Source organism: Bradyrhizobium sp. CCBAU 53351 (genome assembly GCF_015291745.1).
Lineage (GTDB): Bacteria > Pseudomonadota > Alphaproteobacteria > Rhizobiales > Xanthobacteraceae > Bradyrhizobium.
In genome coordinates this window covers 3,736,663-3,762,370 of sequence record NZ_CP030059.1, presented here as the reverse complement: position 1 = coordinate 3,762,370, position 25,708 = coordinate 3,736,663, and the positions used below count along the sequence as shown (strand labels likewise).

Sequence of the window (25,708 nt, the reverse complement as noted above, 5' to 3'; positions counted from 1 at the left end):
GCGAGCGAAAGAACTATTGTGCATGAAGGCCGTCTCCATGAACGCTCACCAATCGCTCGCCGTCGGACAGCCGATTGCGCCAGCTCAAGCGATATCGCATCCCGCGCCTGAGCCGGACGCGATGGTCCGTTTCGCCGGCATCTCGAAGACCTATCCGGCCTATCGCGGCAAGTCTGGCGTCAACGCACTACAAAACATCGATTTCGCCATTCCACGCGGTTCCATTACCGGCGTGATCGGCCGCTCCGGCGCCGGCAAGTCGAGCCTGGTGCGGCTCATCAACGGGCTGGAGAAGCCGACCGCGGGCCGCGTGATCGTGGATGGCCGCGATATCTCGGCGCTGACGGGCCGCGAGCTGCGGCTGGCGCAGCGCTCGATCGGCATGATCTTCCAGCATTTCAACCTGCTGTCGTCGCGCACCGCCGCCGACAACATCGCGCTGCCGCTGGAGATCGCCGGTTGGGCCAAGGCCGACATCAAGGCGCGCGTGACCGAGCTGCTCGCGCTGGTCGGCATCGCAGACAAGCATGACCGCTATCCTTCCGAACTCTCCGGCGGCCAGAAGCAGCGCATCGGCATCGCCCGCGCGCTGGCGACGCGGCCGAGCGTGCTCTTGTCGGACGAGGCGACCTCCGCGCTCGATCCGCAGACCACGCGTGCGATCCTCGACCTGCTCGCGAACATCAACCGCGAGCTCGGAGTGACCATCGTGCTGATCACCCACGAAATGTCCGTGGTGCGCCAGCTCGCCAGGGACGTCGTGGTGCTCGACGCCGGCCATGTCGTCGAGAGCGGCCACGTCGCCGACATCTTCACCCATCCGAAACATCCGATCACGCAGTCCTTCCTGGCCGAGGTGGTCGGCGACAGCCTGCCGGTCTCGCTGGCGAGCCGGATCGTGGCGGAGCCGCCTGCCGGCGGGCAGGCCGTGATCCGCGTCCAGGTGCGCGGGGCAGGGGCCAGCGACACGCTGGTGGCGCGGCTCGCCCGCGAGCTCGGCCTCGACATGTCGCTGCTGTCGGCGCGCATCGACGAGATCGGCGGCCAGCATGTCGGCTCGCTCGTTCTCGGCATACCCCTCGGTAGTCCTGGCCGCGACGACGTGCCGGCGCGAGTTCTTGCCTGGCTCTCTCAACATCAATTCCCGGCGGAGCATCTCGGCTATGTCGCCTGAGCTCATCAACCTGATCATCCAGGCGACCTTCGAGAGCCTGTACATGGTCGGCATCGCCGCGCTGCTCGGCACCGTCTTCGGCCTGCCGCTCGGCGTCTTCCTCGCGACCAGCCGGAAAGGGGAGCTGTTCGCGGCTCCGATCGTCAATCGCGTGCTCGGCATCATCGTCAACGCGACGCGGTCGACGCCCTTCATCATCCTGGTCGTCGCCATCATCCCGTTCACGCGCCTCGTTGCCGGAACCTCGATCGGATCGACCGCGGCGATCGTGCCGCTGACCATCGCGTCGGCGCCGTTCATCGCGCGCCTCGTGGAAGCTGCGATCCGCGAAGTCGATGGCGGCCTGATCGAGACCGCGTCCTCGTTCGGCGCCTCGCCGATGCAGATCGTGTTCAAGGTGCTGATCCCCGAGGCGCTGCCGGGACTTCTGTTGGCGCTGACGCTCGCAGTGGTCAGCCTGCTCGGCTATTCCGCCATGGTCGGCGCGGTCGGCGGCGGGGGCTTGGGGGATCTCGGCATCCGCTACGGCTATCAGCGCTTCATGCCCGAGATGATGCTCGCCGTCGTCGTCGTGCTGATCGCATTGGTGCAGCTCGTGCAGAGCGCGGGCGACTATCTCGCGCGCCGGGTCAACCGCCGGCTGCGGCATCACTGAGCCGGATCACACGGCTCGTCTTGTCCGCCGCAACGTCTCCGAGGGCAGCTCGGAGAAGTGATAGTCGAGCGAGAACTGGCTGAAGTGCCAGAATCCGTGCTGCACGGCGACGTCGTAGATGGATCTCCCAGCGCCGGCGGCGCGCTTCAGCTCGCGCCGCACGCGGTTCAGCCGCATCGCGCGCCAGTAATGCATCGGACTCGTGCCCAGCACCTCTTGGAAGGAATAACCGAGCTTGCGCGGGCTGGCGCCGACGGCCTTGCAGACCTCCAGCAGCGAAAGTGAACGAGCACCGCTGCCGTGCATCAGCTCGCGGGCGCGATCGACGGTTCGCCGCCGCGCGGTCGCGCTGCGTCCGGGATCGCTGGTTCGCGCCGTTGGCAGCATGTCCATGATCTCGACGAGAAGGGCGTCTTCAAGCGCCTGCCTGGCCGCCGGATCGCTGAACCTTTCCGGAGCGGTCGCGATCGTCTCTTGAATGGCGGCGAGGTGCGAGCGCAGCCGCACGACCGGGGCTTCCGCCATTTCGACCATCTGCAATTGGTGCCAGACAGTGCGCGGCAGCTCGATCTCAAGCCGGGCGGCAAGCTCCGAGATCAGCGCCGCGCTGGCAACGATGCCACGCAGCTCGAACGCCTTCGGCGTGCACATATCGACTTCGGCGTCGACGCAGGCGATGACCTGGGCGCCTGCAACGCTGGCGCCATTGCAATTGACCTCGCCGTCGCCGTGCCAGGGCAGGCCGATACCAAAGCTGTCAGCGCCCAGCTGACCGTACTGCCGGACCTGCTGGCTGGTGATTTCGCGGAATACTTCGACATGGGGCAGGGAGAGCTGAGTGAAGCTGCCGCGAAACGCGCCGGCACTGATCTGGTCGTAGCTCAACCGCCAGCGGCCGAGGCTGGCGCAATGCTCATCGACGTCCGTGCTGCTGGCCTGGAACAGGCTGACAGCCGAGTCTTGAATCGGAAGAGTTGCGCGCAAGGCCATGACAGAATTTCGAAATTTGGCGGCAAAGTCCGGCAAGGACTAGGCCAAGACTGGCATGACCATCGCCCGTGTCCAGCAAAATATTGCCGGATCTCGATAACGTCCGATACCGCCCCGGTGCAGTCTTCTCGCTCGCCGTCCCAACACCATCGCGGGGCGACGCTTCGCGGAGGATCGACATGCGGCCGACCGAGATCATGCGTGGCAGCCCGCCAGCGCCAGAGGCCCAGGTGACGCGCGCCAACTGGCGCAGCTTCCCCGCGATCCGCTGGGGTTTCACCCACACCCGCGAAGTGTTGCCGACGGCCGAGGTTCGCCGCTCGGCTCACCCGAGCCCGATCACCAGCGCGCCGCGCGAGCTGAGCATGATCGGCTTCACCTCGCCCGACGGCACGCCGACCACGATCGCGGCGACGTTACGCGAAACGTTCGCCGACACGCTGCTCGTGATGCACCGGGGCACGCTGGTTTACGAATGGTATGGCGATGGCATGAGCGTGACCACGCCGCATCTGATCTGCTCGATCAGCAAGGCGGTCGCCGGCACCCTCGGCGGCATTTTGGCCGCGCGCGGATTGCTCGATCCGGAGGCGAGGGTGGTGCGCTATGTGCCGGAGCTGGAGACCTCGGTCTATGCGGGCTGCACTGTCCGCAACCTGCTCGACATGGCCGTCGCCATCAAGTTCGACGAGGATTACGAGGATCCCGCCGGCGACGTCGCGCGCTACCGATTCTCCTCCGGCTGGGACGTGCCGCCGCCGGGCGTCGAGCCAGGTCATCAGCGCGCCTATCTCACGACCTTGCGCGGCACCGGCAAGCCGCACGGCAAGGTGTTCCACTATGTCTCGCCCAATACCGAAGTGCTCGGCTGGGTCTATGAACGCGCCTGCGGCATGCCTTACCAGTCCATCCTCTCCGAATATCTCTGGCAGCCCCTGGGCGCGGAGGAGGACGGCTCGCTGACGCTCGACAGCCACGGCATGGGCCGCATCGCCGGCGGCCTGTCGGTCACGGCCCGCGATCTCATCCGCTTCGGCGAGATGATCCGCTGCCGCGGCGTGGTCGAGGGACGGCAGGTGGTGCCGGGCTGGTGGATCGACGATATCAGAGAGAACGGTGATCCCAAGGCCTGGGCCGACGGCGACCTCGCCGAATTCTTCCCGGGCGCGCGCTACCGTAGCAAATGGTTCACGATCGATCCGACCCGCAACGCGATGACTGCGATCGGCATTCATGGCCAGTTGCTCTATGTCGACTTGGACTCGGACACCGTCATCGTCAAGCTCGCCACGCAGCCGAAAGCGATGGACGTTCCGGTCGACCAGCGCTGGTTTGCCGCCTTCAACGCCATCACTGCGCATCTCACCCCGCGCTGAATCATGGACGTCCTCATGCTCGGCACCGTCACGTCCAAACCGTCAGCCCAAGCTGTCGCGCCACATCCGCTGGATCCGCTGACGGCCGAAGAGATCACCGCGGCCTGCACGCTCGCGCGCGCCGCCGCAGTTTCGCCGGAGAACTGCCGCTTCCCGATGGTGCGGCTGGAAGAGCCGACCAAGCAGGAGCTGGCTACCGGCGGAGCTGGACGCTGCGCCTTCGTGCTGACCCTGGACATCACCACGGGCGAGGCGATCGAGCACATCGTCGATCTCGGCCGCAGCGCGATCGTCGGCCGCAATATCGTTCCCAACCGAGCAGCGCCGTACGGACAGCCGCCGGTGATGCTGGAAGAGTTCTTCAAATGCGAGGCCGTGGTGAAGGCCGATCCCGCCTGGCGCGCAGCGATGGTCCGCCGCGGACTCTCCGACAAGGATATCGAGCTCGTCCAGGTCGATCCATTCTCGTCGGGTTTCTTCGATAAGGAGTTCGAGCGCGGCGCCCGCATCGTGCGCGCCGTCAGCTATTTCCGCGAGCATCTCCAGGACAACGGCTATGCGCATCCGATCGAAGGGGTGGTCGCCGTGGTCGACCTGATCGGCGCTAAGGTCATTGATCTCACCGACGAAGATCCGATCGTGCCGATCCCGCGCAAGAAGCGAAATTACGGCGCGCATGACCTCGAAAAACCGCGCACCGGCATCAAGCCGCTCAACATCGAACAGCCGGAAGGCGCGAGCTTTGAGGTCGAGGGCTGGAACGTCGAATGGCAGAAATGGAGCTTCCGCGTCGGTTTCACTCCGCGTGAAGGGCTGGTGCTGCATCAGCTCGCTTACCAGGACGGCGAGCGCAAACGCTCCTTGATTCATCGCGCCAGCGTCACCGAGATGGTGGTGCCCTACGCCGATCCGACTGCCAATCATTTCTGGAAGTCGGCGTTCGATGCCGGCGAATACGGCCTCGGTATGCTCGCCAATGCGCTCGAGCTGGGCTGCGATTGCCTCGGTAACATCCACTATTTCGACGTGCCGGCTGCCGACAGCAAGGGCGAGCCCTTCGTCATGCGGAACGCGATCTGCATGCACGAAGAAGATTATGGAATTGCCTGGAAGCACTACGAATTCCGCAATGGCCTGTTCGAGGTCCGCAGATCCCGACGGCTCGTGATCTCGTTCTTCGCGACCGTCGGCAATTACGACTACGGCTTCTATTGGTACCTCTACCAGGACGGCACCATCCAGTTGGAGACCAAGCTCACCGGCATCATCCAGACCGCCGCCGTGCCGTCGGGCGAGACGTACAAATGGGGCGGCATGGTCGACGACAATCTCGGCGGGCCGACGCACCAACACTTCTTCAACGTTCGCTTGCACATGGATCTTGATGGCGGCGGCAACACGGTGACGGAGCACGAATTCGTGCCGCGGCCCTGGGGCCACGACAATCCACACGGCAATGTCTTCGACGTCACGACGCGCGTGCTCTCGCGCGAGCGCGACGCCGCGGCCATCGCCAACGGCGAGACCGGCCGGTTCTGGAAGATCAGCAATCCCAACGAGACCAACTCGGTCGGCAATGCTCCCGCCTACAAGCTCGTGGTTAATCCGAGCCCGCTGATGCTGGCGCAGGAGGGCAGCTACGTGCGCCGGCGCGGCGGCTTTGCCACCAAGCATGTCTGGGTCACCGCGTTCGACAGGGACGAGAAATACGCCAGCGGCGACTATCCCAACGTCCATGCCGGCGGCGACGGCCTGCCGCGCTATGCGGCGCAGAACCGCAACATCGAGAACGCCGACATCGTGGTGTGGCATTCGTTCGGCCACACTCATGTCTGCAAGCCCGAGGATTTTCCGATCATGCCGGTCGAATATGCCGGCTTCATGCTGAAGCCGACCGGATTTTTCGCGGCGAATGCGGCGGGCGACATCCCGCCGGACCGCAATAGCCGCAGCGTGCTGGCGGGCGCAAAGGGCGCCGCCGCAAACTGTTGCCACGCGGACCCGGGGTAACATCAGTAACTCGCGCGCCATTGGCTTCGGCCGCAACGCTGACCGCGATGCAGCCATCGCGTGCGGCCCGTCTCGTACAGATGGCAATCGCAAGTCTGGAAATATTCCAATTCTAGACAAGCGACGCCGTAGCGCGCGTGAGCGCATTCGTCGCACATCCTGCGCAACGCTCTGGAGAGATTCTAACGCTGTTCCTATCGCACTCGCAAACCGCCTGAGTTAGGGCGGGACATCAAGAACGATACCGGCAAAGCCGGCAGTGTGTGGGGCTTCGAAAGACGTGACCGACTTCCAATTTTCTTCGCGTGAGGATACGCGTCGTCGACAGATTCAGATGCTCTTGCTTGGAGCGGTCAGTACGTTCTCCCTCATTTTTCCCGTCAGTTCCGTGGAAGCGCAGACGCAGATTCCCGCCGTCACTGTCGATGCGCCGGCCCAGCGCGCCCGTCCTGCGGCGATCGCGTCGTCGAAGAGGGCGGCGACGCGGACGTCGCGCCCCAATCGCCGCTCTCCCGCGCAGCAGGCCGCGCCAACGCAGTCGGCATCATCGAACGGCGCGACGGGCGAACGCGCCAACGGTCCTGTGCGCGGCTTCGTCGCCACGCACAGCGGCACCGCCAGCAAGACGGATACGCCGCTGATCGAAACCCCGCAGTCGGTGTCCGTCGTCACCACCGATCAGGTCCGCAACCAGGGCGCGGTCTCGATCGGCGAGGCGCTGCGGTACACCGCCGGCGTCAGCGGCGACGTCAATGGCGGTTCCGATACCCGCTTCGGCGCGCTCCAGATCCGCGGCTTCGACACGACCATGTCGGGCCTCTACATCGATGGCCTGCGAATCCCTTCGAGCAATTACGTGCATTTCAACGGCCTCGATCCCTACGGCGCCGAGCGTCTGGAAGTGCTGAAGGGACCGTCCTCGGCGATGTATGGCGGCAGCGGCACCGGCGGCATACTCAACTACGTGACCAAGCTGCCGACCGCGCAGCAGTTCGGCGAGGTCTCGATCTCCGGCGGCAGCTTCAACCGCTACCAGGGCCAGTTCGACATGGGCGGCCCCGCCAACAAGGAAGGCACGGTGCTGTGGCGCCTGACTGGTGTCGTTCGCGACGGCGAAACCCAGGTCGACTTCACCAAGGACAATCGCGTCTTCATCGCACCGGCCGTCACCTTCAAGCCGAACGAGGACACCACCATCACCCTGCTCGCCAACTACCAGCGCGACCGGGCAGGGTGGGGCCTGCAATTCCTGCCGGCCTCGGGCACGGTGTGGCCGAACAACGGCCGCACCATTCCGGTCTCGTTCTTCGCGGGCGTGCCGGGATTCAACGCGTTCAACACCGAGATCGCAACCGCCGGCTATCAGCTGTCGCACAATTTCACCGACAACATCACGTTCCGGCAGAACCTGCGCTACGCCTACCAGCACAACGAGGAAAAGACCTTCTACGGTACCGGATACACCGACGAGGCGGCGGGGCAGCTTGGGCGTTTCGGCAGCTACAGCAACTCGTATATCAATTCCCTTGCGGTGGACAACCAGCTCCAGGGCAAGTTCAACACCGGCATTCTCAGCCACACCACGCTGGTCGGGCTCGACTATCGCAACACCACGTTCCGCGACACCGCTTTTGCCGTCACGACGTCATCGCCGGAGATCAACGTCTTCAATCCGGTCTACAGCAACGACTGGGCCATGGGCGGCCTCTACGACAACAAGGGCGTGAAGCAGTCGCAGCTCGGCCTCTATGCGCAGGACCAGATCAAGCTCGGCCGGCTGTCGTTCCAGCTCGCGGGCCGTCAGGATTTCGTGACGACGCAGCTGGACACCAATCTGCCTCCTGCCGATACATCAGTCACGAAGGATGCCTCGGCCTTCACTGGCCGCGCCGGCGTGATGTACAATTTCGACAACGGCATCGCTCCCTACTTCAGCTATTCCGAGTCGTTCCTGCCACAGCTCGCGACAAGTCCGTCCGGACAGATGCTCAATCCCGAGACCGGCGTGCAGTACGAGGTGGGCGTCAAGTATCAGCCGCTCGGCTGGAACGCGCTGTTCACCCTCGCTGCCTTCGACCTGACGCGTGACAACGTCGCTGTGTACGTGCCTGCGACGACCTTTTACGAACAGATCGGACAGGTGAAGTCGCGTGGCATCGAGCTTGAAGGCTCGATGTCGCTCGCCGATGGCTGGAACCTGCGGGCGGCCTATGCCTATGTCGATGCCATGGTCACGCAGGATCCGGTCAATGTCGGCAAGGCCCCCGTCACCGTGCCGCTCAACCGGGCTTCGTTGTGGAGCGACTACACCCTTCAGAACGGACTGCTGGCGGGCCTGCAGTTCGGCGGCGGCGTTCGCTATGTCGGCGCGACCTGGGGTGATGATGCCAACACGTTCAAGGTGGGATCGGCCACCGTGCTGGATGCGCTCCTTGCCTACACCAGGGACAATTGGCGCCTGTCGGTGAACGTCACCAATCTGGCGGATACGCGCTATGTCGCCGCCTGTTACGGCCTGTCGGGCTGCATGTATGCCGAGGGACGGAAAGCAATCGGCAAGCTGACTTACCGCTGGTGAACCGAAGAGGGGCCGGCAAAGCGAGCCGGACCCGCTGGATGAGAGTGCAAGACGATGAGGGCGACATTCGGCAGGCTGCATCGCTGGGCGGGACTGCTCACGGCCGGATTCCTGTTCTTCTCCGGCATCACGGGCGCGATCATCTCCTGGGATCACGAGATCGACGACGTCCTGAACAGCCATTTATTCGACGTCGCCAGCAAGGGGCCCGCCATCCCCTCGATCGAGCTCGCCAGGATGATCGAGCAACGCGATCCCCGCGCGCGCGTCGTCTATCTCTTCATGACGCCGGAGGAGGGCCATTCGCTGTGGTTCTTCGTCATGCCCAGGATCGATCCCGCGACCGGCAAGCGTTACGCGCTCGACTACAATCAGATCTTCCTCGATCCCAACACCGGCGCCGAACTCGGCCGGCGCTATTGGGGCGCGGTGTGGCCGGTGACGCGGGAGAATTTCGTCTCCTTCCTCTACAAGCTGCACTACACGATGCACATCCCGGAGTTCTGGGGCAGCGATCGCTGGGGCATGCGCCTGCTCGGCGTAATCGCCATCATCTGGACCATCGACTGCTTCGTCGGCTTCTATCTGACACTGCCTTCGCGGCGCCGGACCAAGGTGGTGCGGGCACCTGAAGTCACGCGCCAGCTCGAGCGCGGCTTCTGGGCACGCTGGGCGCCGGCCTGGACCATCAAGACCTCGGGCAGCGCCTACCGGATCAATTTCGATATCCATCGCGCCTTCAGCCTGTGGACCTGGGGCGTGCTCTTCGTCATCGCCTTCACGGCGTTCTCGTTGAACCTCTATTTCGAGGTGTTCTCTCCGATGATGAAGATGGTGTCGAACTACACGCCGACGCCCTATGAGCAGCGGCCGTATCGCGATCTCGACAATCCGATCGAGCCCAAGGTCACCTTCGCCGAGATCGCCGCGCGCGCGGCGGCCGACGGCAAGGCGCGAGGCTGGACGATCCCGGTCGGCTCGGTCAATTACGGCCCGGCTCATGGCGTCTATGCCGCCGCTTTCTTCCACCCCGGCGACGATCACGGCGCCGGCGGCGTCGGCCCGGCGCAGCTCTATTACGACAGCGAGGATGGCCGCCCCATCGGCGAACGGCTGCCTTGGGTCGGCACCGCCGCCGACATCTTCGTCCAGGCCCAGTTCCCGCTGCATTCGGGCCGCATCGTCGGACTGTTCGGCCGCATCCTGATCTCGATCATGGGGCTCGTGGTCGCCGCGCTCTCGGTCACCGGCGTCGTGATCTGGTGGCGCAAGCGCCGCGCCCGCGTCCGGGTTCGTGAGACCGCGGCGGTGCGGCTCGATCGGCAACTCACGCCGGCGGAGTAGGGCGCGCCCGGCGACCGAGGATGAACCTTCCGGCCTGGCGCCGCCACCAATGGGGGACCGCTCCCAAGCCCCCGGACGTCGAATGAAATCGCTTGCCTTGCTCTGCCTGCTCGTCCTTGCGACGCCCGTTCATGCGGCGACGCCCGAGCAACGCTATCTCGACCTGCGCGATCGCTACATCGCAAAGTTCTCCAAAGCCAAGGAGAGCGATGAGATCTACAAGCAGCACGAGGCCGCCCTGAAGGAGCTGGCGGGCGTGCTCCGCGGCCTTATCGGACCTGCCGCGATCAAGGGGCTGCCTGCGGAAGGCAAATCGAACGCCGACACGCTGTTCAAAGGTGACACGGGCTTCGGCCATCTCGACGGTCTCGGTTTCGCCTCCGAAGGCGACAAGAGACAGGCTGTGGTGACCACAACGGGGCTGCTCAAGCACTGGCTGGGTGAGCACCGTGAGGACGGCATGCCGCAAGAGATCGGCGCGGCCTTCAAGTCCGATCGCTTCTACTATCAAGCAATTCAGGACTCGGCCTTCGCCAAATATGCGGAGCTGCCGATCACGAAGCCGGCGTCCGCGAGCGCTGCCGCCGCGGTGCTGGGCGTGCGCGGCAATGGCGATCTGAAAGCGCCGCCGCGTGAGATCGACGTCGTCGCGATCCAGGGCGACAAGGTCTTCTTCCTCGCCGACAGCGACGCCGTGAAGACGTCCGAGATTCCGGCCTGCGAGAAAGTCTGGAAGCAGATGATGGCCCGGAAAACGCCGCAGGACGCCATGGCCAAAGAAGACCAGGCGATGGACGCCTACACCAAATGCTTCGCCAAGGAAGCACCAAGCCAGAGCTGGTACGCAGCTGCCGTCAAAAAGGCACAGAGCCAGTTGGATCTGTTGCTGTCGCGATAGCCGTCCTGACTGCTCTGCTACGCGGACAATTCGACCGGCTTGCCGGCCTCATCGATCAGGTGCACGCGATCGATATCGACGCGCGGCAGCAATGATCGGATCTGCTCCGTCGGCATCAGGCTGAACGCCGTCGACAGGGCGTCAGCGGCTGTCGCGCTGCGGGACACGGTCGTCACGCTGCGATAGCGCGGGGCGCAGCCGCCCGATCGGGGATCGAACAAATGGTTGAAGCGCGTCCTGGAATCGAACTGGCAGCCGTAGCCGCCCGAGGTGGACACGGCGCGATCGACGACTGGCAAGACCGTTTTCGTCTGGCCGACAATGTCGGGATCGACGATGCCAACCTCCCAGGGATGTCCGTCCGGACGCGCGCCGATCGCGCGGGCTTCGCCCATGTCGACCAGGCTGTGAGAGACGCCGTGCGCCCGCAGCAGGTCGACCACTTTGTCGGTGACGTAGCCTTGCGCGATCCCGTTCAGGGTGACGGCCATGCCCTTGGGCATCACGATCCGGTCGCGGCTGACTGACAGCCGTTGGCTACCGATGCGCGCCAGCGCCGCCTCGATGTCGGTTGCCGCAGGACCCGCCGGATCGGCGTCATCGCGCGCGAAGTGGCTGGCATAGAGCTCCCACAGCGGCTGCACCGTGACGTCGAACAGACCGCCCGTGACCATGGAATAGTGCTGCGAGGTCGAGAGCAGTTCGACCATTTCGGCGGCGGGATCGATCAGGACACCCGTCCGGTTCAGGACGACCAGGGCGGAATCCTGGAGGTAGAGACTGAACTGTCGCTCGAGCCGCCGCGCCTCGGCGCAGGCCAACGTGATCAGCCGCTCCGCCCGGCTGCGATCCTCGTCGTGGATCTCCAACGTTGCAACCGCGCCCAGCATCGTGCCGCGCCAGGTGACCGGCGCGACCTCTGCACGAGCGGGATGACCTGAGGACAGCGCGCCGAGGCTAGCGGCCGCCGCGCTGATCCGGATGAAGCGTCGCCGCGTCAGGGTTGGCGTCATGGCGTCCTCCTCGGTCGTTCGCCCGGCGGGCCTTCCGCCGCCTCGTCGGCCGCCGCAGTGCCGGGGACAGTCGCCGACGTCAGAACATAGTCCCGCGGCACATCGTTGAAGCCGACGATCCTGCCGCCGTTTTCACCGGCGAACTTCTCCGCCGCCGCCTTGTCCGAGAACGGAACGGCCTCGTCGCCGCCCATGCCGCTCCTGACCCGGCTCTCGATCACGAACAGCGCCTTGCGCGCCTCGATCCAATTGTCGGCGCCCGGCTTGTCCCAGTCGGGGGTCTTGCCCATGTCGGACACGTAGATCGCCAAAATGTCCTTGGGCTCGTCGGGCAGCATGGTGAAGGCGATGGTGTCCCGCACAGACGAGAACCACACGGGCTCAATGAGGCTCGCGGCAAAGATATGGCCCTTCGGTCCCGGATGCTCGAGCACGTTCATGCCACAGTAATGCCCGATGTCTTCCGCGGTCATCCGATGCGGCGGCGGGACCTTCGTTGCCTGCTTGTCGTTGCAGCCTGCGAGCGCCAGCGGCACGAGCAAGGCGAGCAGGATCGTTCGGCGCCTCATAGCTCCCTCCGAGAGAAGGCGAGCGCGGCCAGCGCCAGCGGCACCGAGGTCCAGCCGAGCAGGGCGGTCAGCAGGACCGGTATCGTCAGGGACGTCGTCTGGGCAAGGCCGGCCATGCCGGCGAAGGTGCTGACATTGGCAAACCCGGTGAGGTTGATCAGACGATAGGCGTCGGTCGGGTTGGCCAGCAGCATGGCGTTGAGCACGGCGGCCGAGATGCTGCGTCCCTGATCGAGCGCGAGCACGCCGAGCAGCGCCATGTCGTAGATCAGCACCAGCAGCAGCCACAATCCGATACAGATGCCGGCTGCCGTTCCGCGGTCCCGCACGAGCGCGCTGACCAGATATCCGATCGCGACGAAAACGGCGCCGAGGAGCACCGAGGAGCCCACCATGGCCCCGAACGCCAGCAGACTATCGCCGTCGATCTGGCTGCCCGTCGCCGCCAGCGCTCCAACCGCCGCGCCGTAGCCGAGGCACGTCGCAAAAGCGAGGACGGCGAGGTGGCCCAGGAACTTGCCGAGCAGCACCTGCCATCGCGCGACCGGGTAGCTCAGCAGCAACAGCATCGTCCCGCGTTCCATCTCGCCGACGATGGCGTCATGAGAGATCAGAAGCGCGATGAGCGGAACGAGAAAGATCGTCAGGCTCGACAGGCTGACGACGACCACGTCCAGCGTGCGAACGCCCACATTCCCGGTCGGCGCGCTGCCGAGAAAGGTCAGCGACAAAGCAAGCCCGGCGAGCAGGAGCGTTGCGGCAAGCACCCAGCGATTGCGGATGGCCTGGTGGATCTCCTTGGCGGCGATGATCATGACATTCATGGCGCCTGCTCCGATTGCCGGAGGAAATGAGCATAGAGCTCGTCGAGGGTCGGCGGAACCACATCGACATCCTCGACGGCATTGCCGGCGGCCGTGGCGCGATGCAGCAGCTCGATCTTGCGCTCCGGCGCGGCGTCGATCTCGACGATGTGGCCGTTCAGGCGGCGGCAAGTCGCATCTTGCGGCGCCCAGCCCGGCATCTCGCTCGGAGCGAGGCCCGCCACCTTGAGGCGGATCTTGGTGGGCAGCCTGGCGAGACGACGCAGCTCGTCGATCGATCCGTCCGCGACCTTGATGCCGCGGTTCATGATGATGACCCGGCCCGCACGCTCCTCGAGCTCGGTCAGCGCATGCGACGACAGCAGCACGGTCGCGCCGCTGGCCGCGAGCCGCGCGATGATGTCGTAGAAGGTCTGCCGCAGCTCGGGATCGAGGCCGGTGGTCGGCTCGTCGAGCAGCAGCACGCGCGGCTGGCCGAGCAGCGCCTGCGCGAGCCCGAGCCGCTGGCGCATGCCTTTCGAATAGGTGCTGACCCTGCGGCGACTCGCGGCGCCCAGCCCGACGGCTTCGAGCAGATCGAGCGCCTTGGCCACCGGCTCCCGCTTCAGCCTGGCATAGAAGGCCTGCGTCTCACGGCCGGTGAGGGCAGGGTCGAAGGAGACGTTCTCCGGGAGGTAGCCGAGATGGCGCCGGCCCGCGAATTCTCCGGCGGCAGGATTGTCTCCGAGAACCTCGATGGCGCCGCTGGTCGGCCGGATCAGCCCCAGCATGAGCTTCATCAGCGTGGTCTTGCCGGCGCCGTTGTGGCCGATCAAGGCCACCAGCTCGCCCTGGCCGAGCGTGAACGAGGCGCCGCGCACGGCCTCGACCCGGCCATAGGTCTTGGTGACGTCGCTGACGCGTACCGTGCTGGTCATCGCGTCTCCTTCCGCGCCCCGCCCCGTGGCGGCGATACCAGCGGATGGCTGTCGACCACGCCGCCGGGCAGCAGAGCTGGAAACTGCGCCTGCGCCCAGCGGATCACCTGGACCGCGGGGCTGTTGATCAGGACCTTCGCAGCGGGCGCCGTCCACAGCACGCGATCGATGAGGTCGTTCGGCCGGTATGCCGTGTCGGCGATACCGTCGCCGTTGAGGTCGAACGCCGGATTATCGCTCCAATAGTTGCCGCGTCCGCCGGTCGACCAGTCGAGATGCCGTGTGCCGACATATTTCACCTGGTTGGCGTTGCTGACGAAGGCGTTGCCGGTGATTTCGTTGCCTTCGGAGCCGGCCGTGAAGTGCACGCCGATGGCGCAGCGCTCGAACCAGTTGTTGCGGAATTTGTTGTGATTGGTGTTGTAGATGAACACGCATTTCTCGGGGCCGCTCCGCAGCGTGCTCTCCCGTTTGGCTTGCGGCAGCATGCCTCGCTCGTCGTCGGGAGCCTCGTCCGCCTTCTGTATCGTCGAGCCGAGCGGGCCGCCGACCACCCGGTTGTCCTCTATCTGGGCATGGTTCGCGTAGTTGAAGAGCATGCCATAGTCGCGATCGTGATCGGAGGAATTGCCGCGGATCATGAGGCGGTTCGAATACATGATGGCGTAGCCGACATGGTTGCCCACCGAAACGTTGCCGCTGATTTCGCTGTCGTTGGTGTACATGTAGTGGACGGCGAAGCGAAGCTGCTCGAAGCGGTTGTCGACGAAGCGGTCCTTGTTGCTGGAGATCGAGAAGATGCCGTCGCGGCCGTAACGGAAATTGTTGTTGGCGATGGTGACGTCGGGCGCATTCCAAAGCGAAACGCCGTTGCCCGCCTCGCTGAGACGTCCGCCGCGCAGTCCCTCGATCTCGTTGCGGACGACGCGGGAGCCCTTGGCGCCATGCACATAGACGCCGAACAGGTTTCCCACCAGCCGGTTGTCCTCGATCGTCGCGCGCTCGGCCGTCTTCTGCAGGAAGATGCCGGAATTCATCGCCTGAAGATCGCGGCCCGATCCCCGGATGGTCAAGCCGCGGACAGTGACGTCGGATGCGCTGACAGTGATGACGTTGCCGGCGCCGTCGCCATCGAGCACGGCCTCGCGGCTGCCGACCAGCTGGAGAGGACGGTCGATGCGGATCGCGCCGTGATATTCCCCGGCCGCAAGCGCGACGACGTCGTCGGCGCGCGCGCTGTCCAGCACGGCTTGCAGCGACTGGCCAGGCGCAGCCGTCAACGTCTCCGCCCTGGCGAAGCCGGACAATCCGGCGGCGACCAGCGCCGCCGGAAACATGCGTAACAACGGACCCACGAGGTCGCTCCGATCACACCGATTTCGGCTCGACGAACATCCGGCCCTTCATCTCCATGTGCATGGCGTGGCAGAACCAGGAGCAATAGTACCAGTAGACACCCGGCCTGTCGGCCGTGAAACTCACGGACGCCGTCGCCATCGGCCCGATCTCCATCTGGATGCCGTAGTTCACGATGCAGAACCCGTGCGTCAGGTCTTCCACCGCATCGATATTGGTGACGAATACCGTCACTTCGTCACCTTGCTTGACCTGGAACTGCTCGAGACCAAAGGCTGGGGCGGTGGACGTCATGTAAACGCGCACCTTGTTGCCGTCGCGAATGACCTTCGAATCCGCCTCGAGGTTGATGCCGTCGGCCTTGGCCTGCTTGACCGCGTCCGCAAACATCGGATCCGCGCGGTCGTAGATCGAGATCGGGTTGATCTTGGAGCGGTGAACGATGGTCGCGTCATGCGGCTCGGCGAAGCTCGGGCCGTCATGCACCAGCTTCATCTGATCGCCGGAGATGTCGATCAGCTGATCGTTCTCGGGCTTGAGCGGGCCGACGTTCAGGAAACGGTCCTTCGAGAACTTGTTCAGCGAGATGAGCCACTTTCCATCCGCCTCCTTGGTCTGGCCCATCGAAGAATGGTTGTGACCCGGTTGATAGTGCACGTCGATCTTCTGAAGGATGGGATTGACCTTCTCGCCCTTGAACGCCCGCTTGGCGAGATCGATGCTCCACTTGCAGACCTGGCTGTCGAGGAACAGCGTCGTGTAGGCGTTGCCCTTGCCGTCGTAGGCGGTATGCAGCGGGCCGAGGCCGAGCTCGGGCTCCGCGACCACGACGTCGCGCGGCTTGATCTTGTCGTCGAACAGATCGTCGAATTTGCGGACGTCCATCACGGTCACGGTGGGCGAGAGCTTTCCGGCCGCCACGATGTGAATGCCGTCCGGCGCCGTGTTCATGCCGTGCGGATTGTTCGAGACCGGAACGTAGCGGGTGTAGGCCGAGCCCTTGCGGCCGTCGATGACGGGCACGCCGTTCATTTCCTTGAAGTCACCCTTCTTCAGGGCTTCCTCGATCCGCTTGATGTTAAAGATGACGACCCAGTCCTGTTCGCTGGCGGTCATCTCCGCGAGCGTGACGCCTTCCTCGCCGTTGTAGCAGGTCGCGAAGCAGTATTTGCCCTGATAGTCGGCATCGACGTTGTCGAGGTTGCCGCTGACGATCACCTGCCAGGCCACCTTCATCGTGTCGCCGTCAATCGCGCTGAAGATGGAGCGATACTGCTTGGCATCGTCGAGGACCTTGCCGTCATTGGGCAGAGGCACGCCATCCTCGCCATTGGCAAACACATACCCCGTGCGCGGGTATTTCTGCACCCGCAGGCCGTGGACCGTGTGCTGGTTCGGCAGCTCGACGATCTTGTCGCATTTCATGATGTCGAGCCGCACCCGCGCGACTCGGCTGTTGGCCTTGTCGTTCATGAAGGCATAGCGGCCGTCATAGGTGCCGTCCGTGAACGAAATGTGGGGGTGATGGAGATCGCCGTTCAGGAACGTGCCGCCGCGATTCTTCAGGAATTCGCGGGTCGCAGGCTGCAGCCCCTCGGTCAGAATCTTGATGCTCTCGTTGGTCTGGCCCCAACCGGTCGCGCTGCAACGGTTGAAGACCGGGACGCGCATCAGCTCGCGCATCGAGGGAAGGCCGATGATGCGCATCTCGCCGGACTGTCCGCTCGAGAAGAACACATAGTATTCGTCGAGCTCGCCGGGCGCGACCTCGGTCTTCTGCACGGCCGGCCTCGCCGCCGGCGCTTTCGGCGCGGCATTCTTGGTCTGCGCGTCCGCGGAGGAGACGAAGCCGCCGTCCGTCAGCGCTACTCCGCCGGCAAGGCCCACGCCCGCTGCGGCCGCCGTCGTTCCCAGCACTGTTCGTCGGCTGACGCCCTTTGCTTTATCGTTCTCGCTCATGATTGCCTCCTCGGCTTTCGGTTCAGTTCGGTGGTGGAGAGACGGCGGGTGACGCGCCGACAGTCTTGCCGCCGGCGGTGATGACGGTCGCGGGACCCTTTCCGCCCGAGCGCATCGTGGGCGAGGACATCGCCGCGAACTTCTCGCGCTTGAGCCGCACCTGGATCATGTGCGGGCAGCGGTGGTCGTCGTAATAGAGTTCCTGGCAGTGCATGCAGTAGATGCACTCATTGACGTTGATGTGACCCTCGGGATGGATCGATTGCACCGGGCATTCCTTGGCGCAGCGCTGACAGGGCGAGCCGCACTCTTCCCAGCGGCGCAGCCATTCGAAGGTCCGGATGCGGCCGGGAATGGCAAGCGCAGCGCCGAGCGGGCAGAGGTAGCGGCAGAAGAAGCGCTCGATGAAGAGGCCGATGACGAGCAGGGCGACGGCATAGGCGACGAACGGCCAGCTCCGCGAAAACTTCAGGATGATCGCTGTCTTGAACGGTTCGACCTCGGCGAACCGTTCGGCCATGTCGACCGAATAGAGCGACAGGCCGAACAGTCCGAGGAAGATGATGTACTTGATCGGCCATAGCCGCTCGTGGAGTCCCCACGGCACGGTGATCTGCGGCACCTTCAGCCATTTCGCAGCCGTGTTGGTGAGCTCCTGGAGCGCGCCGAAGGGACAAAGCCAGCCGCAGAACGGGCCGCGGCCCCAGAACAGAAGCCCGCCGGCCGTCGCGGCCCACAGGATGAAGATCAGGGGAGCGGCGAGGAAGAATTCCCAGCGGAAGCCCGTCACCAGCGCATTGCTGAAGGTGACGACGTTGACGACGGACAGCTGTGCGTTGGCGTACCAGCCAAGCCAGACCAGGACGAAAGCGAGATAGCCTCGTCGCACCCAGGTGTAGAATACCGGCCGACGCACGAGCAGGTTCTGGAAGAAGAAGATGCCGGTGAGGGCGGCCAGCATGAATGCGGTGATGCCGATCGACACGGTGCTCGACCGCCAGATCCGCATCCAGAGCGGCTCGTCTTCCTCCGCCGGCGATGTGGCCGCAGCTTTTGCCTGCGAGGCCGGAGGCGCCGCGCTCTCCGGTACCGTCACCGTGCGTTGCTCGCGGCGAATGTAGCTGTCGGGCAGGGCGTAGCCGAGGTCGAAAGTCAGGAATGCCTTGTCGCGGCCGCCGAGGCTCCGCTGCACGAGCAGCTGAAGCTGCCACGGCTGGGTGGGATCCAAGGTGAACTCGGGCGGGGTGACGAACAGGCCGATTTCCTTGAACTCGGGCGTGCCGACCGCCTCCAATGCGCCAAGACGGGTGTGGTTACGGTCGCGGAAGCGGGTGCTGTTGCCGTCCTGCAGAATCTCGATGCGATCGAAGATGCCGCCGCGGACGTAGGCCGAGCCCTTGAAGGAGTAGGGACCGTTGCCTGCGACGACAATCGCCTGCTGCCCGGGCTTCAGACCGTCCTTCAGCCGCCGATAGCCGTCCTCGCCGAGCAGGCTGCGGCCGATCGTGGGCGCGCTCACGAGCGCGACGTAGAGGTCGATGAAGGTGTCGCCGGCGTCACCTGGCTCGGGATACTGGCTCGCCGCCGCGCTGCCTGACTTCGCGAAGGCATCGTTGATGTCGCCGATGCCAAGATGAAGCCGGCGTATCGAGCCGTCGCCGACGAGGCTTTCCCAGTCGCGCACCTCACTGCGTTCGAGATCGAGCGTCTTGATGACTTGGGGCAGGGCTGCCGAAGCCGCCGCGCCGTCGCCGCCGCCTACGCGACCGCTTCGGATGAGCTTGGACGCCGCGCGAACGATACTGTCGCCCATCACCAGCACGGTGACGGTTGCGCCGCTCACGATGTCGACCTGCGGCGGCTTCTCGGCGCCACTTGCGACAGGCTTCATGTCCTTGCCGATCAGCCCATTCACGGCCGCGACGATCCGCGCTTCCGGAATGCCGACCAGCACGATCGGCTCCTTGTGATCGACCAGCTTGATGCCGGTGATGACACCCTTGGGATCGATGCCGGCCAGCAGGTGAACCGGCTTGCCGGAATACCCGACGGAATTCGCGAAATCGGAGTTGAGGAACACAAATCCCTGCAGCTGATCGCCCCGGTAGACAGGTACGATCGGCGGATCACCTTGGGGCGGTCCGAAACGATCCGCGCCCGGGAAAAAGTCCGCAGGCGCGATCTTCGGCAGGTATGTCGGTAAGTCAGCCGCAGCGCAGGCGGGCGAAATATAAGTCAGACACACCAGCAGCAAGCCTGCGAGCGCCAGCGCTGCACGCCTTGCGAAGGTGGACTCTTCATGCGGTCGCTTCGACATGTCGGTCAAATGCCATCTGCGCGACCAACCGGGTCGCGCGCGCCTTGAGACTCTTCGTCGATGATTTGTCGCCGCTGACGTGCCACAGTCGTCGTGCGCGACCACATCTGTCAAGCTAAAGTAGAATGATTGTGCATTCGCACAACCAAGTCACACGTCTGCATCGGGAAACCCTCGCCATGCCATTCCTGCGCACTTCATTGCTCAGTGCTGAGCCCGCGGGTGTATTGGAGTCGATCGACGAGCTCTTTGCGCTAGCGCATGCAATGGAGCAGGAAGCGACCAAAAAATACGATTCCCTTGCCCAAGAGATGCGCGGGCAGGGCAAGGATGATCTGGCGGAAGTGTTCACGCGGCTCGCCGCCGCCGAGCGCGAGCACGTGGACAGTGTGACGCAGTGGTCGCAGTCGCGCCGGGGCAAGCGCCCGGATCCCGCCATGGTGCGGTGGGAGGCGCCGGAAGCGCTGGCTCCGGAAGCTGCAGCCGAGATGAAGACATCGCGGCTGATGACGCCGTACCGCGCACTCGCCATGGCGGTCCGCAACGAGGAGCGGGCCTTCGCCTTCTGGTCATATCTGGCAGCCTATTCGCATGATCCCGAGGTCAAGAAGGCGTCCGAGGCGATGGCCAGGGAGGAACTGGGCCATGTCGCTACCCTGCGCAAGGAGAGACGTCGCGCCTATCATCACGAACACGACCGCAGCGGCGCCGAGGCATCGTCAGCGCCGGTGCGGCAAATTGATGCGCGAGAACTCGAGCTGCGCCTGGTCGCGCAGCTCGCCGAGATGGAACAAACCCTGAGCGGACCAGAGGCGATCCGCATACGGGACATCCGCCAACAGGCCGTCGGGATGGCCGACGCCGCCACCGGCCTCGGGAGCTTTCCAGCGTCGATGGAGCACAAAGGTCCATTGGAAATCGCCGAGGCGCTCGTCGATGGTTATCTCGAAGGCGCCGAGCGGTCGAACGACGCTGCCGATCTCGAACGTTTGCAGCAGCTCGCCGAACGCGCGATCTCGCGACTGGCCTGGCTGCGATCGCTCACGGTGAATTAAAGGCAGCCCGCCGCTTACGGCGGGTTTCGCTGCGCCGTTTAGGCGGCTGCGTTCCGGCCCAAATTCCACCCGCGTCCATCTTCGCCGAAGATCTGGTAGCCGCTATCCGTCACAGCAACCGTATCCTCAAGCTTGATGAAGCCGCGCTTTGGATGCTTCATCGTGGTCTCGATTGAGATCACCATGCCGGCTTCGAGAGGGCGGCGGGCGTCGCTGTCGTCATAGGGAACCGGACCCGTTGCGGTCAGGCGAGGGGCCTCATGGCCGACGAGGCCCATACCGTGAGCGAGGAAATCCGTGCAGTCGCGTTGGGTGATCTGCGCAAGCTGGCGCTCGGCCGCAACATAGATGTCGCCGCCCATCGCGCCTGGCCTGACAGCAGCAAAGGCGGCTTGCTGGACCGCCTCGATCTCGGCCAGATAGTCCTTCAACTCGGCATCCGGCTCGCCCAGGACCGCCATGCGCGCGACGTCGCCGATATAGCCGAGGTAATTGCCACCCGAATCCAGCGACAACACCTCGCCTTGCTCCCAGCGCTGCGATGACGGCGCCCGATTATGGCTGCTGCCGCAGGCAAGCAGACAATACTCGAAGGTCAGGCCGCGGTTGACTTCGGCAAGGCGCAACGCATCCGACAATTGCTGTTTGGTCGTACCCCGACCGTGACCGCAGATCACTGCCAACATGGATGCAATGACGAGCCCGGACGCCGTCTTCAATTTCGCCAATTCCTCCCCCGATTTGACTGCCCGCAGCCGCTCCAGCACCAACACCGCGTCCCCGAGCTCGGCGCCGGGCAGGGCGTCGGCCAGCGCCTTTCCTGCATCCATCGGCATAAACGGCATCTCCACCCCGACCCGCTTCCAGGGCACTCCCGCCTGACGGATCAGCTCTGAGGCGCGCTGGACGGCGTCCATCGAGCCATTCGATTCGGTCCGGACCAGCGGCACCCAAGGCGGCGCGACAGTACGCTGGTGGGTTTCCAGCCGATGCCCGACATAGATCGACTTCTCCGGAGCGCCCTTGGCGTAGATCAGCACTGGCAGATAGCGGCTGACCCCCAAGGCATCCATGTAGTCGAAGAAGATCGCCCGTTCGGCCCCCAGCAGGTATTGCACGTTGTGCTTGGACGTCGCGATCAGCACGTCGAGGCCTGCCGCCTCCATGAGACGGTCGAGCTTGGCGGCATCGAACGGAATGGCGCGCGAGGCGGCACGAGCAACAGCTTCCTGCATGACGGACCTCCGGGTCGCCGCTGATCTAATCTGTCCTGGATGTCTGCGACCTCGGAGTTAACTGCCGGATGGTCCGTTAGCTCCTGATGTGGCTGGAAGGAGGGATGCTGGAGACCCAGGCAGCCGGCCGATCGATTCATCCCATGCCCAATCCGTAATTCGCATAAGGTATATTATGGAATATATTTATATACAATCAGATCAGATATTTAGGCGTATTTCCTGCCATTTTCCTGCCATGGCGCCTTCGCTTGCGCTGGTTTTCGCACCGAGCCTCGCGCCTCGTCCCGGTCGTCGGCGGCTACTGTGTGCATGGGGTTGTTTTTCAGATTTTGAATCGGCCCGATGCCTCCGAAAGCCGATATTGCCGTGACCTTGTCAGGCTGCAATAAGCGAGGCTTCCGCGAGATCGCAGATGACCTTCTGACCTGACGTCCGTATAGGTTTGCATCTCAGAACAACAACAAACTTTCCGAGGAAGCAGACCCATGGTCTTTTCGACGCGCTTTTCCCGACGCACGCTTCTCAAGGCCTCCGCCGCGACCGCGGTCCTGGGCGGCCTCGGCGCGCCCCATGTGGCCCGCGCCCAGAGTGCCGAGTTCACCTACAAATACGCCAATAACTTGCCCGACACCCATCCGTTGAACGTCCGCGCCAAGGAGATGGCGGCGGCGATCAAGAGCGAGACCAACGGCAAGTTTGACCTCCAGATCTTCCCGAACAACCAGCTCGGGTCCGACACCGACATGCTGAGCCAGATCCGCTCCGGCGGCGTCGAGTTCTTCACGCTGTCCGGCCTGATCCTGTCGACCCTGGTGCCGGCCGCGTCCATCAACGGCATCGGCTTCGCGTTCCCGGACTACGACACGGTCTGGAAGGCCATGGACGGCGACCTCGGCGCCCATGTCCGCGGCGAGATCAAGAAGGCCGGCCTCGAGGTCATGGACAAGATCTGGGACAACGGCTTCCGCCAGACCACGTCGTCGAGCAAGCCGATCACCGGTCCCGACGACCTCAAGGGTTTCAAGATCCGCGTGCCGGTATCGCCGCTGTGGACCTCGATGTTCAAGGCGTTCGACGCGGCGCCCGCCTCGATCAATTTCAGCGAAGTGTATTCGGCGCTGCAGACCAAGATCGTCGAAGGCCAGGAGAACCCGCTGGCGATCATCTCGACCGCCAAACTCTACGAGGTCCAGAAATACTGCTCACTGACCAACCACATGTGGGACGGCTTCTGGTTCCTGGCGAACCGCAGGGCCTGGGAAAAGCTGCCGCAGGACGTGCGCACCATCGTCGCCAAGAACATCAACGCCGCTGCGGTCAAGGAGCGTGAGGATACCGCCAAGCTCAATGCCAATTTGCAGCAGGAGCTCGCGGGCAAAGGCCTGACCTTCAACCAGCCCGCCGTGGCGCCGTTCCGCGACAAGCTGCGCACCGCCGGCTTCTATGCCGAGTGGAAGGGCAAGTATGGCGATCAGGCCTGGGACCTCCTGGAGAAGGCCGTCGGCAAGCTGTCGTAACGCGTTGGGGCCATCATGGCTCATGTCGAGGTCGAGGTGACCGCAGTGGTGGGCGGCGAGGCGGCGTTGCAGTCCCCTCGCCGACCTTCGTTGCTGACTTCGGTCGAGCGCGCGCTCGGTCTCCTCGTCGAAATCCCGGCGGCGATCCTGGTCGTCGCCGAGATCGTGATCCTGTTTGCCGGCGTGGTCGCGCGCTACGGCCTGCACCGGCCGCTGATCTGGTCGGACGAGCTCGCCTCGATCCTGTTCCTCTGGCTCGCCATGCTGGGCGCGGCGGTTGCGTTCCGCCGCTCCGAGCACATGCGCATGACCGCGGTCGTCGCCAGCGCGCGGCCGGCCATGCGGGCCTATCTCGATCTGGTCGCAACCTGTGCAGCCATGGCGTTCCTGGCCCTGATCGTCTGGCCCGCCTGCGACTACGCCTATGAGGAAAGCTACATCACGACGCCGGCGCTGCAGATCTCCAACATGTGGCGCGCCGCCGCGCTGCCGGCCGGCATCGGCCTGATGGCGGCCTTTGCCTTGCTGCGGCTGATGCGCGCCGCCGATTGGCGGATGGTCGCGAAGGCCGTCGCCACCGTTGCCGTCGTGATCGGCCTGTTCTGGCTGGCGGAGCCGTCGCTGCGGCCGCTCGGCAATCTCAACCTCGTCATCTTCTTCGTCGGCGTCGCCGGCTTCTGCGTCTTCGCCGGCGTTCCCATTGCGTTCGGCTTTGGCCTTGCGATCTTCGGCTATCTCGCGCTGACCACGCGCACGCCTGTCATGGTGCTGGTCGGGCGGATGGACGAGGGCATGAGCCACCTCATCCTGCTCTCGGTGCCGCTGTTCGTCTTCCTCGGGCTGCTGATCGAGATGACCGGCATGGCGCGCGCCATGGTGGCGTTCCTGGCGAGCCTGCTCGGCCATGTCCGCGGCGGCCTGCATTACGTGCTGGTCGGCGCCATGTACCTGGTCTCGGGCATATCAGGCGCCAAGGCCGCGGACATGGCGGCCGTCGCGCCCGTGCTGTTTCCGGAGATGAAGCAGCGCGGCGCCAAGCCCGGCGATCTCGTCGCGCTGCTGGCGGCGACCGGCGCCCAGACCGAGACGATTCCGCCGAGCCTCGTGCTGATCACGATCGGCTCGGTCACCGGCGTGTCGATCGCCGCCCTGTTCACCGGCGGTCTTCTGCCCGGCGTCGTGCTCGCGTTCACGCTCTGCATGCTGGTGTGGTGGCGCTACCGCCACGAGGACATGAGCCATGTCCGCCGCGCCACGGGTGGCGAGATCGGCAAGACCTTCGTCGTCGCCCTGCCCGCGCTCGCGCTGCCCTTCGTGATCCGCTACGCCGTGGTCGAGGGCATCGCCACCGCGACCGAGGTTTCCACCATCGGCATCGTCTATGGCGCGATCGTCGGCCTCCTCGTCTATCGCCGCTTCGACTGGCGGCGGCTGCTTCCGATGCTGGTCGAGACGGCCGCGCTGTCGGGCGCCATTCTGCTGATCATCGGCACGGCGACCGGCATGGCCTGGGGGTTGACGCAATCCGGCTTCTCGCGCTCGCTGGCCGCCGCCATGACCGGATTGCCGGGCGGAGCTGCGACCTTCATCGCCGTCTCGATCCTGGCCTTCACGATCCTCGGCAGCGTGCTGGAGGGCATCCCGGCGATCGTGCTGTTCGGACCGCTGCTGTTTCCGATCGCCCGCGCTGTTGGGGTGCACGAGGTGCACTACGCCATGGTGATCATCCTCGCCATGGGCATCGGACTATTCGCGCCGCCCTTCGGCGTCGGCTATTATGCCGCCTGCGCCATCGGACGCGTCGATCCGGCGGAGGGTATCCGGCCGATCTGGGGTTATCTGCTGGCGCTGCTGGTGGGATTGATCATCGTCGCGATCTTCCCCTGGATCTCGATCGGATTCCTTTGAGACGTTTGAC

At 64.6% G+C, this 25,708-nt stretch carries 19 protein-coding genes; 10 read left to right on the top strand and 9 right to left on the bottom strand.

The genetic code is table 11. The features are described from left to right. Positions 1–22 precede the first annotated feature (22 nt). The gene (locus XH83_RS17615; RefSeq protein ID WP_194402095.1) at positions 23–1,174 is read left to right on the top strand and encodes a methionine ABC transporter ATP-binding protein; all 1,152 of its coding nucleotides are present in this window, start codon (positions 23–25) and stop codon (positions 1,172–1,174) included. Next, positions 1,164–1,829 carry a methionine ABC transporter permease gene (locus tag XH83_RS17610; protein ID WP_194402094.1) on the top strand — a complete coding sequence of 222 codons (666 nt, stop codon included), beginning with the start codon at positions 1,164–1,166 and terminating at the stop codon, positions 1,827–1,829. The genes XH83_RS17615 and XH83_RS17610 overlap by 11 nt, the downstream gene beginning before the upstream one ends. A 6-nt stretch (positions 1,830–1,835) precedes the next feature. Here the strand turns inward: XH83_RS17610 and XH83_RS17605 are convergent, their stop codons facing one another. Continuing rightward, positions 1,836–2,819 carry a helix-turn-helix domain-containing protein gene (locus XH83_RS17605; protein ID WP_194402093.1) on the bottom strand — a complete coding sequence of 328 codons (984 nt, stop codon included), beginning with the start codon at positions 2,817–2,819 and terminating at the stop codon, positions 1,836–1,838. A gap of 179 nt (positions 2,820–2,998) precedes the next feature. On the opposite strand from XH83_RS17605, the gene XH83_RS17600 reads away from it, so the two are divergent. The 5 genes from XH83_RS17600 (at position 2,999) to XH83_RS17580 (ending at position 11,025) form a co-directional block, all read left to right on the top strand. Beyond that, entirely contained in the window at positions 2,999–4,195 is a 1,197-nt protein-coding gene (locus XH83_RS17600; RefSeq protein ID WP_194402092.1) for a serine hydrolase, read from the top strand. 15 nt (positions 4,196–4,210) lie between these two features. After that, positions 4,211–6,205 carry a primary-amine oxidase gene (locus XH83_RS17595; protein ID WP_194408304.1) on the top strand — a complete coding sequence of 665 codons (1,995 nt, stop codon included), beginning with the start codon at positions 4,211–4,213 and terminating at the stop codon, positions 6,203–6,205. A gap of 583 nt (positions 6,206–6,788) precedes the next feature. After that, complete coding sequence (locus XH83_RS17590; protein WP_194408303.1) at positions 6,789–8,783, top strand: TonB-dependent siderophore receptor; 1,995 nt, start codon at positions 6,789–6,791, stop codon at positions 8,781–8,783. Between the two features lie 54 nt (positions 8,784–8,837). Continuing rightward, the gene (fsrB, locus tag XH83_RS17585; RefSeq protein ID WP_194402091.1) at positions 8,838–10,127 is read left to right on the top strand and encodes a siderophore utilization protein FsrB; all 1,290 of its coding nucleotides are present in this window, start codon (positions 8,838–8,840) and stop codon (positions 10,125–10,127) included. Positions 10,128–10,209: 82 nt separating this feature from the next. Further along, a complete protein-coding gene (locus XH83_RS17580) occupies positions 10,210–11,025 on the top strand; it encodes a hypothetical protein (protein ID WP_194402090.1) in 816 nt (271 codons plus the stop codon). Between the two features lie 17 nt (positions 11,026–11,042). On the opposite strand, the gene XH83_RS17575 is transcribed toward XH83_RS17580, so the two are convergent. The 7 genes from XH83_RS17575 to XH83_RS17545 are packed head-to-tail and all read right to left on the bottom strand — an operon-like array spanning position 11,043 to position 19,980. Beyond that, positions 11,043–12,038: an FAD:protein FMN transferase gene (locus XH83_RS17575; protein WP_194402089.1), complete on the bottom strand. Its 996-nt coding sequence runs from the start codon at positions 12,036–12,038 to the stop codon at positions 11,043–11,045. Further along, positions 12,035–12,607 (bottom strand): nitrous oxide reductase accessory protein NosL, encoded by a 573-nt coding sequence (locus XH83_RS17570; protein WP_194402088.1) that lies wholly within the window; start codon positions 12,605–12,607, stop codon positions 12,035–12,037. Before XH83_RS17570 ends, XH83_RS17575 begins: the two co-directional genes overlap by 4 nt. Beyond that, on the bottom strand, positions 12,604–13,431 hold the full coding sequence (locus XH83_RS17565; protein WP_194402087.1) for an ABC transporter permease: 828 nt from the start codon (positions 13,429–13,431) through the stop codon (positions 12,604–12,606). Before XH83_RS17565 ends, XH83_RS17570 begins: the two co-directional genes overlap by 4 nt. After that, the gene (locus XH83_RS17560) at positions 13,428–14,348 is read right to left on the bottom strand and encodes an ABC transporter ATP-binding protein (protein WP_194402086.1); all 921 of its coding nucleotides are present in this window, start codon (positions 14,346–14,348) and stop codon (positions 13,428–13,430) included. The genes XH83_RS17565 and XH83_RS17560 overlap by 4 nt, the downstream gene beginning before the upstream one ends. Then, positions 14,345–15,685 carry a nitrous oxide reductase family maturation protein NosD gene (locus XH83_RS17555; RefSeq protein WP_194408302.1) on the bottom strand — a complete coding sequence of 447 codons (1,341 nt, stop codon included), beginning with the start codon at positions 15,683–15,685 and terminating at the stop codon, positions 14,345–14,347. Before XH83_RS17555 ends, XH83_RS17560 begins: the two co-directional genes overlap by 4 nt. 31 nt (positions 15,686–15,716) lie before the next feature. After that, the gene (gene nosZ / locus XH83_RS17550; RefSeq protein ID WP_194402085.1) at positions 15,717–17,663 is read right to left on the bottom strand and encodes a TAT-dependent nitrous-oxide reductase; all 1,947 of its coding nucleotides are present in this window, start codon (positions 17,661–17,663) and stop codon (positions 15,717–15,719) included. Positions 17,664–17,685: 22 nt separating this feature from the next. Next, positions 17,686–19,980 carry a NosR/NirI family protein gene (locus XH83_RS17545; RefSeq protein WP_194402084.1) on the bottom strand — a complete coding sequence of 765 codons (2,295 nt, stop codon included), beginning with the start codon at positions 19,978–19,980 and terminating at the stop codon, positions 17,686–17,688. Positions 19,981–20,159: 179 nt separating this feature from the next. On the opposite strand from XH83_RS17545, the gene XH83_RS17540 reads away from it, so the two are divergent. Further along, entirely contained in the window at positions 20,160–21,035 is an 876-nt protein-coding gene (locus XH83_RS17540; protein ID WP_194402083.1) for a ferritin family protein, read from the top strand. Positions 21,036–21,073: 38 nt separating this feature from the next. Here XH83_RS17540 and XH83_RS17535 read toward each other — a convergent pair whose 3' ends face one another. After that, a complete protein-coding gene (locus XH83_RS17535; protein WP_194402082.1) occupies positions 21,074–22,270 on the bottom strand; it encodes a Xaa-Pro peptidase family protein in 1,197 nt (398 codons plus the stop codon). Between the two features lie 488 nt (positions 22,271–22,758). On the opposite strand from XH83_RS17535, the gene XH83_RS17530 reads away from it, so the two are divergent. Further along, a complete protein-coding gene (locus tag XH83_RS17530) occupies positions 22,759–23,790 on the top strand; it encodes a TRAP transporter substrate-binding protein (RefSeq protein ID WP_194402081.1) in 1,032 nt (343 codons plus the stop codon). A 15-nt stretch (positions 23,791–23,805) separates the two neighbouring features. Then, on the top strand, positions 23,806–25,698 hold the full coding sequence (locus XH83_RS17525) for a TRAP transporter large permease subunit (RefSeq protein ID WP_194402080.1): 1,893 nt from the start codon (positions 23,806–23,808) through the stop codon (positions 25,696–25,698). Positions 25,699–25,708: the final 10 nt, after the last annotated feature.

Excerpts from the sequence above, each read along its gene's own strand:
- fsrB (WP_194402091.1), top strand. The coding sequence starts at position 8,838 with ATGAGGGCGACATTCGGCAGGCTGCATCGCTGGGCGGGACTGCTCACG.
- XH83_RS17545 (WP_194402084.1), bottom strand. The coding sequence starts at position 19,980 with ATGTCGAAGCGACCGCATGAAGAGTCCACCTTCGCAAGGCGTGCAGCG.
- XH83_RS17580 (WP_194402090.1), top strand. The coding sequence starts at position 10,210 with ATGAAATCGCTTGCCTTGCTCTGCCTGCTCGTCCTTGCGACGCCCGTT.
- XH83_RS17575 (WP_194402089.1), bottom strand. The coding sequence starts at position 12,038 with ATGACGCCAACCCTGACGCGGCGACGCTTCATCCGGATCAGCGCGGCG.
- XH83_RS17605 (WP_194402093.1), bottom strand. The coding sequence starts at position 2,819 with ATGGCCTTGCGCGCAACTCTTCCGATTCAAGACTCGGCTGTCAGCCTG.
- XH83_RS17540 (WP_194402083.1), top strand. The coding sequence starts at position 20,160 with ATGCCATTCCTGCGCACTTCATTGCTCAGTGCTGAGCCCGCGGGTGTA.
- XH83_RS17525 (WP_194402080.1), top strand. The coding sequence starts at position 23,806 with ATGGCTCATGTCGAGGTCGAGGTGACCGCAGTGGTGGGCGGCGAGGCG.
- XH83_RS17535 (WP_194402082.1), bottom strand. The coding sequence starts at position 22,270 with ATGCAGGAAGCTGTTGCTCGTGCCGCCTCGCGCGCCATTCCGTTCGAT.
- XH83_RS17570 (WP_194402088.1), bottom strand. The coding sequence starts at position 12,607 with ATGAGGCGCCGAACGATCCTGCTCGCCTTGCTCGTGCCGCTGGCGCTC.
- XH83_RS17530 (WP_194402081.1), top strand. The coding sequence starts at position 22,759 with ATGGTCTTTTCGACGCGCTTTTCCCGACGCACGCTTCTCAAGGCCTCC.
- XH83_RS17565 (WP_194402087.1), bottom strand. The coding sequence starts at position 13,431 with ATGAATGTCATGATCATCGCCGCCAAGGAGATCCACCAGGCCATCCGC.
- XH83_RS17610 (WP_194402094.1), top strand. The coding sequence starts at position 1,164 with ATGTCGCCTGAGCTCATCAACCTGATCATCCAGGCGACCTTCGAGAGC.
- XH83_RS17595 (WP_194408304.1), top strand. The coding sequence starts at position 4,211 with ATGCTCGGCACCGTCACGTCCAAACCGTCAGCCCAAGCTGTCGCGCCA.
- XH83_RS17600 (WP_194402092.1), top strand. The coding sequence starts at position 2,999 with ATGCGGCCGACCGAGATCATGCGTGGCAGCCCGCCAGCGCCAGAGGCC.
- nosZ (WP_194402085.1), bottom strand. The coding sequence starts at position 17,663 with ATGAGCGAGAACGATAAAGCAAAGGGCGTCAGCCGACGAACAGTGCTG.
- XH83_RS17615 (WP_194402095.1), top strand. The coding sequence starts at position 23 with ATGAAGGCCGTCTCCATGAACGCTCACCAATCGCTCGCCGTCGGACAG.
- XH83_RS17555 (WP_194408302.1), bottom strand. The coding sequence starts at position 15,685 with ATGTTTCCGGCGGCGCTGGTCGCCGCCGGATTGTCCGGCTTCGCCAGG.
- XH83_RS17560 (WP_194402086.1), bottom strand. The coding sequence starts at position 14,348 with ATGACCAGCACGGTACGCGTCAGCGACGTCACCAAGACCTATGGCCGG.